Below are 12,938 nucleotides of genomic sequence, written 5' to 3'. Positions count from 1 at the left end.
CCCACGGCTCCGGCGAGAAATCCCTCATCGCCTACCTCGTCACCACCAGCGACACCACCGACACCACCACCCCCGACATCCGCACCTTCCTCGCCGACTCCCTCCCGGACTACATGGTCCCCGCCGCCGTCATGACCATCGGGAGCATCCCCCTCACCGCCAACGGCAAGGTCGACCACCGCGCCCTGCCCTCCCCCGACCTGGCCGCCTTCGCCACCGAGGAGTACGTCGCGCCGAGCGGGCCGGCGGAGGAACGCCTCGCCGCCGTCTGGTCCGAGGTCCTCGGGGTGCCGCGCGTCGGCAGTACCGACAACTTCTTCGCCCTCGGCGGCGACTCCATCCGCGCCGTCCAGGTGCTGGCGGCCTGCCGCGAGGCAGGTCTGTCGCTCGCCGTCTGGATGATCCTCCAGGCCACCTCCCTGGCCGAGTTGGCCACCATGGTCACCGTCGAGCCGGACACCGACGACATTCCGCTGACCCCGAGCCAGCACCAGGCCCTCGCCACCGCCCTCACCACCGCCGACACGAGCTGCACCGTCCGACTCCCCCTGAGTGCTCAGGCCGAACCGGCGCTACTCGCAGGCGCGTTGGACTCCGTCGTCCGCCACCACCGGGTTCTCCACACCGCCCTGGTGTCCGCGGCCGGGGCGCAGCCGCCCGTCCTCCGACCGTTGACCGGGGCACCCAGCGGACTGCTCCGCTTCCTCGACCTGCGCGCCACCGCCGCCGACGGCCATGCCTCCGCGATCACCGGCGCGCTGGACGAGGCGCGGGCGGCGCTCGACCCGAGCCGGGCGCGTACGGTCCGGGCGACCCTGGTGCGCGTCGACGACCGCAAGCCCGACGAGCTGTGGCTGACCGTCCACGCGCTCGCCGCCGACACCGGATCCTTCGAGGTGCTCGCCGAGGACCTCGACTCCGCCTACCGGCAGCTTGCTTCGGGCGAGCAGGAGCCGGTCCTGCCGACGCCCGCCACGCCGTGGCAGCTCTGGGCGGGACGACTGGCCGAGCAGGCACTCTCCCCCGAGCTGCTCGACCAGGGCGAGCGCTGGCTCGCCCGTCCGCCCGCCACCGCCCTCCCCGTCGACCACCTGAACGCCGACGACAACGACGTCGCCACCACCGTCACCGTCCTGCCCGCCGACCTCACCGCCACGCTCCTCGCCGACCCGCGGCCCGCCCACCCCGTACTCGCCACCCTCGGCCGCACACTGGCGCGTTGGGCGGGCGGCGACCGGATCGGGATCGACGTCCTCGCCGACCCGCGTCACGACCCGGACCTCGGCCCGGCGCTGTCGCGGACGGTCGGCCCGCTCGCCGACACCCACCCCGTGTCGCTGCGCCTGCCGGCGGACCGCGACGCGGCGGCCACGGTCGCGGCGGTGTCCCGCCAGTTGCGGGCGCTCCCCGCGCCCGTCCACGGCTACGGCCTGCTCCGGCACCTCGCGCCGGACGCCGGCCTCGCCGCCGAGCTGGCCGCGCTGCCCCCGGCCCAGGTCCGTTTCAGCTGGACCCCGGCCACGGCCACAGCCGGTGGCAACGACCTGGTCCTCGCCCCCGGACACCTCGCCCCGGAGACCTCCCGGTCCCACCTCCTCCACGTCGACGCCCATGTCCAGGACGACCGCCTGTACCTCCGCTGGACGTACCGGCCCGCCGTCCACACGGCCGCGACCGTCCACCGGCTCGCGGACGAGCAACTGGCCGAGCTGAGCGCCCACCTCCACACAACGACGACCACCGCCCACCCCCTCTCCCTCTCCCGCCCGGCTGCCGCCACGCCCACCGACCCGGTCCTGGAGCTGATGGCCCGCCACGCCGTCCCCGGGGCGAGCATCGCGCTGCTGGAGAACGGCGAGGTGGCCTCCGTCCGTGCCTACGGCGTGCTCGGCGCCGACGACCCCACCCCGGTGACCGCCGACACGCTCTTCCCGGCCGGGTCGATCAGCAAGCACGTCACCACCTTCCTCGTCCTGCGCCTGGTCTCCGAGGGCGTCCTCGATCTCGATCGGGACATCAACGAGTACCTCACCTCCTGGCAGGTACCCACCGGCGCCACCGACACCGACACCGGCGCTCCCCCCACCGGTGCTCCCAGCCCCGGCACCGGCCCGGTCACCGCCCGGCTCCTGCTGTCCAACCAGTCGGGCCTCGCCCCGCACCCGCCGCTCGACGACAACTACCCGCGCCACGAGCCCTTCCCCACCCTGCTCGACGTCCTGAACGGGCGGGCGCCGGCCAAGACCCCGCCGGTGCGCCGGGCGGACGCGCCGGGCGAGGTGTTCCGGCTCAACCCGCTGAACTTCTCCGTGCTCCAGCAGGCGATGGCGGACGCCACCGGCACCGCCTTCCCGGAGCTCGCCCGGCACTGGCTGCTCGAACCGCTGGGCATGACGGCGAGCGCCTTCGACCCGGTGTTCCCGGACACCGCCGGCCGGCCCTTCGCCCACGGTCACGCCGCGGACGGCACGCCCGTCCCGGACGGGTTCGTCGTCCACCCGGAGGCGGCGGCCGGCGGGCTGTGGACGACGGCCGGCGACCTGGCGCGGCTCGCGGCCGAGATCCGCCGCTGCTACCTGGGGCGGCCGGGCGGCCTGGTGGGCCAGGAGCTGGTCCACCGGATGCTGACGCCGCTGGGCGGCCGCAACTACGGCTGGAGCACCATCCTGGACGGCACCGGCGCGGACCTCGAGTTCGGCCACGGCGGACAGGCACTGGGCTACCAGGCCATGACCGGTCTGCGAGCCCGCTCGGGTACCGGTGCGGTGCTGCTCAGCAACGGTGCAGGCGGGCGGGAGCTGGTCCGGTACCTGCTCGCGACCGTCTGGTCCGGGCAGCGCACCCTCGGCCGGCTCTGGCAGCAGGCCATCGACGAGGCGACGGCCCGCGAGCAGGGCGTCGCCGAGGCGACCGCCCGCGAACAGGCCGTCGACGGCGCGACCGCCCGCGAGCAGGGCGCATGACAGCGCCCGCCCCGCTCCCCCCGGCGCCTCTGCCCCCACCCGCCGCCCGCTGGTTCCGCCGCCGGCACCGGGTCGACGCGCCCCGGCTTCGCCTGGTCTGCTTCCCGCACGCGGGCGGCAGCCCGGCCGCCTACCGGACCTGGCACCGCCACCTGCCGGAGGACGTCGAGGTGCTGGCGGTCTGCTACCCGGGGCGGCAGGACCGGATCGGGGACCCGTTCCCGGCCGGTGTCGCCGAGCTGGCGGACGAGGTCACGGCCGCGCTCGCGCCGCTCCGGGACGTGCCGGTGGCGCTGTTCGGCCACAGCATGGGCGCCCTGCTGGCGTACGAGGTCGCGGTCCGGCTGGCCGCCGATCCGGGTGGGCCACCGCCGGTCCGGCTGTTCGTCTCGGGGTCGCCGGCGCCGCACCTCGTCGACCACTCCGCCCTCGGCCCGGCGACGGACGAGGACCTGCTCGCCCTGGTCGACGCGCTGGGCAGCGACTCGACCGACGCCCTGCGGATCCCGGCCCTGCGCGAGCTGCTGATGCCCGGGATCCGCGCCGACTTCCGCCTGCTCGCCCACTACCGGGCCGACACAACCACACCCACCGCCGTCCCGGTCGTCGCCTGCACCGGCGACGACGACCCGGTCTGCCCCGTCGAGGCGGCCCGGGCCTGGTCCGCGACCACCGTGTCCGCCTTCGAGCTGGACGTCTTCCCCGGCGGCCACTTCTACCTCGAATCCCTGGAGGCCGAACTGCTGGGCCGCGTCACCGGCCACCTGCGGTCCGACCTCCGGTTCCGAACGACCCTGCAGCACGGGGCGACCCAGTCCGCGCCCCAGTCCGCAGCCCAGTCCGCAGCCCAGTCCGCGCCCCAGTCCGCAGCCCAGTCCGCACAGACTCACTGAGAGGGACACCGCACCATGACCACAGCCCTTCCGGCGCCGATCCAGGCGACGACCGGCCTGACCCTGACCGACCAGGAGCGCCGGGAGGTCGCCGGGCTCGCCGAGGCCCTCGCCCAGGTGCCGCCGCGTCTGATCGACCAGCGCGCCTGGATGGACGCCGCCCGCAAGCTCGCCTGCCGACTGCCGGCCCGCCTCCTGGAGGAGATCCGCGACTACCGCCACGACCCGGGCCCGGACGGGCTGCTGATCCTGCGCAACCTGCCGGTCTTCGAGGACGTCATGCGGCTGACACCGACCGTCCCGGAGTCGGTCGAGCGCGCCGCCACGCCGCAGGCCGCCGTCTCGGCGCTGGTCAGCCTGGCGCTCGGCGAGGTCATCGCCTACCGCGAGGAGAAGTCCGGCGCCCTGGTGCAGAACGTCGTCCCGGTGCCTGGCCGCGAGGAGTCGCAGAGCAACGCCGGGTCGACCCTCCTCGAGCTGCACGTCGAGAACGCGTTCCACCCCCGCCGCCCGGACTACGTCAGTCTGCTGTGCCTGCGCAACGACCACACCGGCACCGCCGGGACGCTGGTCTCCTCGATCCGGCGGGCGCTGCTGCTGGTCCCGGACGAGGTGGCCGCGGTGCTCCGCACGTCGCGCTTCGTCACCGAGCCGCCGCCGTCGTTCTCCGCCGGTGACGCCACCCCGCAGCACGCCGTACTGGAAGGGGACCCCGACGACCCGGACATCCGGGTCGACTTCAGCGCCACCACCGCGCTCGACGAGAACGGCCGCGCCGCCCTGGAGGTGCTGCGCGACGCGCTGCTGGACGTCGGCGCGATGCTGGTGCTCCAGCCGGGGGAGATGGCCTTCGTCGACAACCGGCTCTCCGTGCACGGCCGGACGTCGTTCGAGCCGCGCTACGACGGCCGGGACCGCTGGCTGCACCGCACTTTCGTGCACCTGGACAACCGCCGCAGCCGGGCCGACCGTCCGGACAACGGCTACGTGCTCGACTGAGCGTCAGTTCCGTTTATCCTCATACCTGTTGATCCCTATCGTCGGGGGCCGGTCGGCACCGTGACCGACCCCCGGCCGGAATCCCTATGCATCTCATCCTGGCCCGGCTCGACTTCCCTGACGGCACCCCCGACGCCGCCGAACTCCGGCGCGCCCTCCCCCGCCCGACCGGCGTGGAGCACGTCTACGTCGACGGCCGCGCCACCTCGGCCGACGTCGTGCTCTTCCTCGCGCTCCCGACCCTCGCCGAGTCCGAGTCGACCGCCCGCGCCCTCTGCAACGCCTACCTGCGCGTCCACCACCCCACCGCCCGCCTGGCCGGCCTCAGCGCCTCGCTCGCCCCCGGCACCGAGGACCTGCTCCTCGGCCCGGACACCCGCGGCCCGGACACCCGCGGCCCCGACGCCCACGGCCCCGACTGCTGAGCACGCCCCCGGTGCGCCCACGGGCGTCAGCCCAGGCTGTGCCGCAGGCGGAACGCCACCGCCGCGCCGCCCCCGGCCAGCGCCACCGCGGCGGCGTGCCGGGGCCCCGCCGGCACATCGGTGACGGCCCAGCCGGCCGGACGGCGCGCGGGCTCGGCGGTGCCGAGGTAGTCGGCGGCGGGCGGGCGGCCGAGTCCGATGCCGAGGCCCTTGAGGTAGGCCTCCTTGCGGGTCCACAGCCGGGCGAACGCGCCGGGGAGCTCCCCCGGCCGGACCTCCGCGAGTTCGGCCCGCTCGACCGGGTGCAGCGTCGTGGCGAGCAGCTCCGCGCTGTCGGTCTTGGGCAGCGGCTCCACGTCCACGCCGACGGGGGCCTCGGCGAGGCCGATCAGCACCCGGCCGCCGCCGTGGGAGAGCGAGAAGTGCGGGGCTCCGGCCGCGTCACCGGCCAGTCCGGGCCGCCCGTGCGGTTCGGCGCAGCCGGGGCACGGCTCCCGCGCGAAGGCCAGCGCCGCCGGGGCCAGCCCCAGCCGCCGGCCGAGGACGTGCCGGAGCGCGACGTGCGCGGCCAGATAGACGGCCCGGTCGGCGTCCCGGACGAAGCGCCCGGCCCGCCGGTGCTCCTCCGCGTCGAGGCCGTCCAGCTCGGCCGGTCCCACCGCTACGGCGGCGGCTTCGAGCAGCCACAGCTCGACCGCCCCCGGGTCCCGCGCGTTCATCCCTCCCCCTTCCGCCACACCCCGGCCCGCCCCGGACCGCCACGCCCCACCCCGGACCGACGGCGGGCGGCCCGGTGTCACCGGACCGCCCGCGTCGGCGCACCCGCGCGCGTCACCTGCCGACGCGCGCCTCGCGGAACGGGCCGGGGCTGCCGACCGGCGTGGCGACGGCCTCGCCGACGCCCTGCTCGCCCAGCTTGTCCAGCACCGACTCCAGCAGTTCGGTGTCGCAGTAGATGTGCAGCTCGGTGATCTTGCCCCACTTGATCCGGACCACGTGCACGCCCTGGTTCGAGTAGCGGTTGCCCTCGCGGTCGGTCAGGTGGTCGACCCACTCGGCGAAGGCCACGGTGTCCCAGGGCCAGCCCTTGGCGACGACCTTCTTCAGCTCGAAGCGCAGGTCGGGCATGACCTCCGCCAGCCGGTCGTACCACCGCTGGATCTGCTCGGCGGTGTCGCGACCGCCGGACAGCGCGTGCGCACCGGAGAACCAGTGCTCCGCGTCGGGGGTGAACTGGCGCACGATGGCCCCGTAGTTGCCGCGGTTGACGTCGGCGAAGGAGTTACGGAGGTTGCGCCGGACGATGGCGTGGTACACGTTTCCACCTCTGGTCGTAGAAAGGCCGGTCGATAGTGGTGACGGTGCGTCAAAACCCTACGACTTCTCGACGGCCAGTGGCGGCGCCCCGCCCTCACGGAGCCCGAATCGTTCGTACAGCCACCGGAGCGGAGCCGGGGCCCACCAGTTCCACTGGCCGAGCAGCCGCATCAACGAGGGCACCAGCAGCGCCCGGACGATGGTGGCGTCCAGCAGCACGCCCAGCGCGGTGCCGAGCCCGAGTTCCTTGATGAACACGATCTCGGAGGTGGCGAGCGCGCCCAGCGCGACGCAGAACAGCACCGCCGCCGCGGTGACGACCCGGCCGGTGCGGCCCAGGCCCTGCGCGACGGACTCGGCCTCGCCGACCCCGGCGTCCCTGGCCTCCTTGATCCGGGCGAGCAGGAACACGCCGTAGTCGGTGGAGAGCCCGAAGACCATCGCGAACAGCAGCACCGGCTGGGTGGCGTCCAGCGCGTTCTGCGCCTCGGTGCCGAACAGCCCGGCGCCGTGGCCCCATTGGAAGACGAAGACCAGGATGCCGAAGGTCGCGGCCAGGGTGAGCAGGTTCATCAGCACGGCCTTGAGCGGCAGCACCAGCGAGCCGGTCATCAGCAGCAGCACCAGCATGCTGGTGAGGAAGACGATCAGCGCGGCGGCCGGGAGCCGGCCGGTGAGGCTGTCCTCCAGGTCGACGAAGGTGGCGGTCTGCCCGCCGACCAGGACCTCGTCCGGGCCGGAGAGCGCCCGGACGTCCTTGACCAGGGTCTGGCTCTCCGCGCTGAGGCCGGGCTCGCGGGGGGTGACCTGGAGCAGCCAGGTGTCCGCGTTCAGCGCCACCGCCGGGGTGACGGCGGACGCGCCCGGGAGGGCCGCGATCCGGTCGCGCAGGGCGTCCATCCGGGGCTGCGCGCCCGCCGTGTCGCCGCCGGCCGCGACCACGACCTGCACGGACTCCAGCGGGTCGGCGGGGAAGTCGGCGCGCAGGGTGTCGGCGACCGAGCGGCTGCTCGTACTGGTGGGCAGCGAGGACGGGCCGACGGTGGTGAAGGCGACCTTCAGGAACGGCAGTCCGAGCAGTACCAGCAGCGCGCCGGCGCCGACCGCGACCAGCGGGGCCCGCCGCATGACACCCCGGGCCAGCGCGAACCAGCCGCCGTCGGTGTTCTCCGGCGCCTCCAGCGAGCGGCGGAACCGGGCCGGGGCCAGGAAGTCGATGTGCCGGCCGAGCAGTCGCAGCATCGCGGGCAGCACCAGCAGCGCGACCAGCAGCGCCGAGGCGGAGACCAGCAGGCCGCCGACCGCCATCGAGTAGAGGAAGCGCTGGCGGAAGACGAACAGCGAGGCCATCGCGGCGCTCACGGTGAGCGAGCTGAACAGGATGGTGCGGCCCGCGGTGTGCAGGGTGACCCGGATCGCTCGGTCGATGTCGGGCTCGACCGCCATCTCGCCGCGGAAGCGGGAGACGATCAGCAGGCTGTAGTCGATGGCGAGGCCGAGGCCGAGCGCGGTGACCAGGTTGAGCGAGAAGATCGACATCGGGGTGAACTGGTCGACCACGCGCAGCCCGAACAGGGTCAGGACGACGTTCAGGCCGCCGATGACCAGCGGCAGCGCGGAGGCCACCAGACTGCGGAAGATCCACAGCGAGAGCAGGAACAGCACCGGGAAGGCCAGGAGTTCGGCCCGCTCCAGGTCGTGCTGGACGGTGCTGACGACCTGGTTGCCGACCACCTCGCTGCCGCCGAGCCTGACCGCGGCGTCGCCGTCGAGCCGGTCGGACAGCCGGTCGACGGCGTCCTGGTAGTGGTCCTCCGCACTGTCCTTGAGCCGGCCGACCACGATCGTCCGCCGCCCGTCCCGGGAGACCAGGTTCTTGTCCTGGGTCCGGTGGTAGGTCAGGACGTCGGCGAAGGTCGGGTCCGCGGCCATCAGCCCGGCGACCTTCTCGACCTCCTCCCGGGTGCGGGGGTCGTCCACCGGGGCGCCGGTGTCGACGAGGGCGATGATGCCGCCGTCGCTCTGGATGCCGGTGGCCGCCCCGATCCGGTCGTCCGCCCGGACGCTGCCCGACCCCGGGGTGACGAAGTCCGGGTTGCCGCCGGTCAGCGTTGTGACGACGGGCGCGCCGATGAAGGCCGCCACCGCGGCCACCACCACGGCGCACAGCACCATCACCCGGGCGTGCCGGTTCGCCAACCGTGCGATCAGGTCCATCATGCGTGGCTCCTCAGCCGGGTCGCCGCCGGCGCGTTGGCCTGCTCCGCCGGGCCGGTGCCGGTGCCGCCGGCTCCGGCCGCGGTGCCCCGGTCGCGCGCGGCCGGCGGGTCGGCGTTCATCCGGCGGACCAGCTTGCGCAGCATGGCCCGGTAGGAGAAGTGCTCGACCTGGAGCCAGTGCCGCTCGGAGTCGTAGTACTGGATGCCGCCGTTCAGCTCGGCCCCCGCCATCGGCGTGGCCTTGGCCTGCTTGAACCAGGACGCCCGCCGCGGGTCGGTGCGCAGCAGGTGCAGGTAGCGGGCCATGAGCTGGGACTGGTAATCCATGATCGGCCAGTTGCCGGTGGAAGTCTGGAAGTATCCGATGACAAAAAGGTTGTCGTACTCAGGGTGGAACGCGCTCAGGTGCAATTGCGGAGTGCGCCCGTTCCAGTTCAGGTACTTGCGATCGATGAACGGGAACTCGGTCATCCGGTATCCGGTGGCGTAGACGATCACGTCGTACGCCTCCTCGCTCCCGTCACTGAACTTCACCCGGTCGCCCCGGAGTTCGGCGATGTCCGGCTTCGCCCCGATATCACCGTGCCCCAAGTGGTAGAGGAGTGTCGAATTGATGACGAAATGCTCCTCCAGCAACTTGTGCGACGGCTTGGGCAGTCCGTACTGCTCCGGCCGTCCGGCACTGTTGAGCCGCAGGAAGAGACTACCGAAGAAGCGCACCACCGGCCGGGGCATGCGCCATTTCAGGACGTTCTCGTAGAGCACGTCGGTGGGCATCCCGAACAGGTACTTCGGCCAGTAGTAGCAGCCCCGGCGGATACTCAGCGAGGTGGACGCGGCGTTCTGGGAGGACTCCACCGCGATGTCGCAGCCGGAGGTGCCGCCGCCGACCACCAGCACCCGCTTGCCGCGCAGCGGCTCCGGGTCGCGGTACTCGCAGGAGTGCAGGATCTGCCCGTCGAAGGTGCCCGGGTATTCCGGGAACCGGGGGCTCCAGTTGTGGCCGTTGGCGATCACCACCCCGGCGTAGCGGCGGACTTCGCCCCCGTCGAGGGTGACGAACCAGTCCGGCGAGCCGTCCCGGCGCTCGATCGACTCCACCGTGCGGCTGAACTCGACGTGTTCGTAGACCCCGAAGTGCTCGGCGTAGGAACGCAGATAGGCGTGCGCGTGCTCTCGGCCGAGGTAGGTCGGGAAGTGCGCCGGGATCGGGAAGTCGTCGTACTGGATGTAGGGCTTGGACGTGATCAGGTGCACCGAGTCGTAGGCGGCGCTGTAGGTGTTGCCGCCGTACCAGTTGCCGCCCACGTCGTCGGCGCGCTCGATCACGTCGAACTCGATGCCGAACTCCCGCAGGTTCTTGCCGGCGGACAGGCCACCTGCCCCGGCGCCCACGACGCAATAGGCCTTCGACCGGTCAACGATCGTGGTCAACGGATCCCCCTGGTGGTGTCGTGCCGTGCCCCGGGGCACGGTGGATTGGTCGGTACCGGACGGCCCGGCCTCGGGCCGTCCGGTGTCACCGGTGTCAGTGGTGGCGCAGGCCGGTCACCCGGAGCACCACCGGGCACGGTTCGAAGAGCTCGACCGGGTGGTAGCCGGTCCAGTCGCGGCCGTCCGGGGTGCCGACCAGCAGGACGGCGCCCTCCCCGGCCGACGGCGCGACGGACAGCCGCTCCACCGTGAGCCGCCGCACCTGCCCGGCCGCGCCCGACGCACTCGCGGCCGACGCGCCCGACGCACCGGCCGCACCCGCGCCCGACGCACCCGACGCACCGGCCGCACCCGCGCCCGGTGCCTGGGCGAGCCACGCGGCCCGCAGCAGGTTCTCCAACTGGTTGAGCGGAAGGGCCGAGCCGGGCGCCGGCGAGGCGAGCAGCAGATCGGCCGTCCGCCCCGGCTCCGCGCGCCCGTACAGCCGGCCGCCCACCGCGTCCCGCTGCCAGGCGGCCAGCCGGAAGGCGTGCCCGCTCCAGCCGAGCGCGCCGCCCGGTGCGGGCGGTGCCACGTCCTCCGCGCCCAGTGCCCCGGTCGGCGGCAGCACCGCCAGCTCCGGCGGCGGCTCCTCGGCCCGGTAGACCAGTTCGGCGGTGGCCAGCCGCCGCCCCTCGCGCTCCAGGGTGACCGCGACCCGCCAGCCGCCGTCCGGCGCCCAGCGGCCCTCGGCGTGCCGGGTCAGGACCGCCGTCCGCCGGCCGGGACCGACCCGCAGCTCCGCCAGGTCCACGTCCAGGTCCCGGAGTTCGGCGAACCGCAGCTGGTCCCCGTTCTCCGGCAGCACCCAGTCACCGGCCGCCCGCAGGTACTCCAGGCAGAGCGAGACCGGCAGCGCGGGCTCGCCGCCGACCCGGAAGTCGTCGCAGCACGGCAGCTCCCCGGCCGTCAGCAGGTGCTCCGTGGTCAGCGCGGCGTACGGCCGGAAGTCCAGCGGCTCGCCCAGGTAGTAGCGGCTCGCGGCGAGCCGCTCGATCCCGGGCAGGCCGGTGTCCTGCTGGTAGCCGCGCAGCACGGACGGCAGCATCGCCGGACCGACGTCGCCGATGAACGTCGACTCGCCGCTGCCGCCGGAGAACAGCTCCCGCTTCCAGTGGTACAGGCCCTCGCGGACGTCCACCGCCGACATGTAGCGCAGCGTGGCCTCGTAGTTGGTGATCATCCCGAGGCGTTCCCAGGTCGGCCAGCAGACCGTGGACACCGGCGTCCGCCGGGCCCGGCCCGACTGCTCGCCGTCCTGCGAGGCCCACAGCCCGAGCCGGCTCAGCGCCTCGTTGGCGGCCCCGTAGTCGAGCTGGCCGACCATGCCGCCCCAGCGGCCGGTCAGCGAGCCGACACTGCAGAAGAACGCCAGCGGCGGCCGGTCCGCCACCGCCCGCAACAGGTTGAGGAACCCCCCGACCTTGACCCGGACGACCAGCGACACGATCTGCTCGGTCTTGCCCGGCAGCCGCACCGGCACGTCCACGCCCGCGTTGTGGACGACGCCGGCCAGCCGGTCGCCGGCCTCGTCGACCAGCCGGGCGACCTGCTCCGGATCGGTGATGTCGCACTGCACGTAGTCGATCCGCAGACCGTCCTCGCGGGCCGAGACGAGGTTGGCCCACAGCTCGCGCTCCTGGGCCAGCTTCTCCAGCTCGCCGCGGACCTGCGGCACCCGGCGCGCGGCCACGGCCTCCCGCAGCCGCTCGTCCCGGTACCGCCGGAACTCCCGCTCGTCGAACGCCAGCGCCGGGACGGCGGCCGGGTCGGGCACCGCGCCACGGCCGCTGACCACCACCCGCGCGCCGAACTCCTCGGCGAGCGAACGGGCCAGCGCGTGGCCGATGCCGCGCCCGCCGCCGGACATCACCACGGTGTCGCCGGGCCGCAGCGCGCGGACCGGCGGGGCCGGCTGGGCGTGGCGGGCCCGCAGGCTGTAGCGGCGCCCGCCGTGGTGGCCGATCTCGAACGCGCCCCAGCGGTACAGCTCCCGGCTCACCAGCTCGCCGATCTCCTCCGCCGAGTGCTCGGCGGTGAGGTCGAGGATCCTGATGTTGCAGTTCGGGACCTCCCGGGGCAGGCCCTTGGCGAGCCCCGCCCACAGGCCGCCGAGCGGCTGCTCGACCCGGTCCGCGCCGAAGCCCATCCGGCCGCCCAGCCAGGTGACCGGCAGGTAGAACAGCCGCACCGCGTCGGTCTCGGTGATCCAGTCCGCGAAGCAGGCCTGGAGCATCGCGACCGTCTGCCGGAACGGCGCCTCCCAGCCGTCCGGGCCGCTGCGGTCGAAGGGCTCCTCGAGGTTGAGGTCGACGATCCCGTCGATCCGCCCGGCCGCGGCGAACAGGGCCGCCGCGGCCTCGGCGAAGCCGCCGCGCTGCCCCTCGGCGGGCGGGGCGAGCCGGTGCGCCCGCGCCCCGGCCGCGGTGAGCGCCGCGGCGACCGCGGCGGCGGTGGCCTCCCGGCCGCCGACCACCGCGATCGAGCGCCCGCGCAGCCCGGGGGCGGCGCCCGGCGGGAGCGCGGCGGTCTCCACCGGCTCCCACACATGGCGCCGCACGGGGCGCACCGATCCGTCCTGCGGGTAGTCCACCACCGGCGGGGCGAGGGCCTCCGCGAGGGTGATCGGTTCCTTGAGTGTCATCGGCG

The 12,938-nt window shown here is 74.1% G+C and carries 9 protein-coding genes; 4 read left to right on the top strand and 5 right to left on the bottom strand.

Features of this window, described 5'->3' with window-relative positions:
- From SM793_RS32700 to SM793_RS32685, 4 genes are all read left to right on the top strand, one after another.
- The coding region (locus SM793_RS32700) for a serine hydrolase domain-containing protein (protein ID WP_320441958.1) at positions 1 to 2,963 on the top strand (2,963 nt) is incomplete at its 5' end.
- Positions 2,960 to 3,856 (top strand): thioesterase II family protein, encoded by an 897-nt coding sequence (locus tag SM793_RS32695; RefSeq protein ID WP_320441957.1) that lies wholly within the window; start codon positions 2,960 to 2,962, stop codon positions 3,854 to 3,856. The genes SM793_RS32700 and SM793_RS32695, both read left to right, overlap by 4 nt.
- 15 nt (positions 3,857 to 3,871) lie before the next feature.
- Positions 3,872 to 4,855, top strand: coding sequence for a TauD/TfdA family dioxygenase (locus SM793_RS32690; protein WP_320441956.1), 984 nt, complete (start codon positions 3,872 to 3,874; stop codon positions 4,853 to 4,855).
- A gap of 86 nt (positions 4,856 to 4,941) precedes the next feature.
- Complete coding sequence (locus SM793_RS32685; RefSeq protein WP_320441955.1) at positions 4,942 to 5,280, top strand: hypothetical protein; 339 nt, start codon at positions 4,942 to 4,944, stop codon at positions 5,278 to 5,280.
- Between the two features lie 26 nt (positions 5,281 to 5,306).
- On the opposite strand, the gene SM793_RS32680 is transcribed toward SM793_RS32685, so the two are convergent.
- From SM793_RS32680 to SM793_RS32660, 5 genes are all read right to left on the bottom strand, one after another.
- A complete protein-coding gene (locus tag SM793_RS32680; protein WP_320441954.1) occupies positions 5,307 to 5,999 on the bottom strand; it encodes a 4'-phosphopantetheinyl transferase family protein in 693 nt (230 codons plus the stop codon).
- A 112-nt stretch (positions 6,000 to 6,111) separates the two neighbouring features.
- A complete protein-coding gene (locus tag SM793_RS32675) occupies positions 6,112 to 6,597 on the bottom strand; it encodes a nuclear transport factor 2 family protein (protein ID WP_320441953.1) in 486 nt (161 codons plus the stop codon).
- Between the two features lie 57 nt (positions 6,598 to 6,654).
- Positions 6,655 to 8,817 carry an MMPL family transporter gene (locus SM793_RS32670; RefSeq protein ID WP_320441952.1) on the bottom strand — a complete coding sequence of 721 codons (2,163 nt, stop codon included), beginning with the start codon at positions 8,815 to 8,817 and terminating at the stop codon, positions 6,655 to 6,657.
- Complete coding sequence (locus tag SM793_RS32665; RefSeq protein WP_320441951.1) at positions 8,814 to 10,250, bottom strand: flavin-containing monooxygenase; 1,437 nt, start codon at positions 10,248 to 10,250, stop codon at positions 8,814 to 8,816. The genes SM793_RS32670 and SM793_RS32665 overlap by 4 nt, the downstream gene beginning before the upstream one ends.
- Positions 10,251 to 10,344: 94 nt before the next feature.
- Complete coding sequence (locus SM793_RS32660) at positions 10,345 to 12,933, bottom strand: KR domain-containing protein (RefSeq protein WP_320441950.1); 2,589 nt, start codon at positions 12,931 to 12,933, stop codon at positions 10,345 to 10,347.
- Positions 12,934 to 12,938 lie beyond the last annotated feature (5 nt).

Origin of the sequence: Kitasatospora purpeofusca (assembly GCF_034043715.1) — a bacterium.
GTDB classification, from domain to species: domain Bacteria; phylum Actinomycetota; class Actinomycetes; order Streptomycetales; family Streptomycetaceae; genus Kitasatospora; species Kitasatospora purpeofusca_A.
This window is presented reverse-complemented; position numbering and strand designations above follow the sequence as displayed.

Excerpts from the sequence above, each read along its gene's own strand:
- SM793_RS32685 (WP_320441955.1), top strand. The coding sequence starts at position 4,942 with ATGCATCTCATCCTGGCCCGGCTCGACTTCCCTGACGGCACCCCCGAC.
- SM793_RS32660 (WP_320441950.1), bottom strand. The coding sequence starts at position 12,933 with ATGACACTCAAGGAACCGATCACCCTCGCGGAGGCCCTCGCCCCGCCG.
- SM793_RS32690 (WP_320441956.1), top strand. The coding sequence starts at position 3,872 with ATGACCACAGCCCTTCCGGCGCCGATCCAGGCGACGACCGGCCTGACC.
- SM793_RS32695 (WP_320441957.1), top strand. The coding sequence starts at position 2,960 with ATGACAGCGCCCGCCCCGCTCCCCCCGGCGCCTCTGCCCCCACCCGCC.
- SM793_RS32680 (WP_320441954.1), bottom strand. The coding sequence starts at position 5,999 with ATGAACGCGCGGGACCCGGGGGCGGTCGAGCTGTGGCTGCTCGAAGCC.
- SM793_RS32670 (WP_320441952.1), bottom strand. The coding sequence starts at position 8,817 with ATGATGGACCTGATCGCACGGTTGGCGAACCGGCACGCCCGGGTGATG.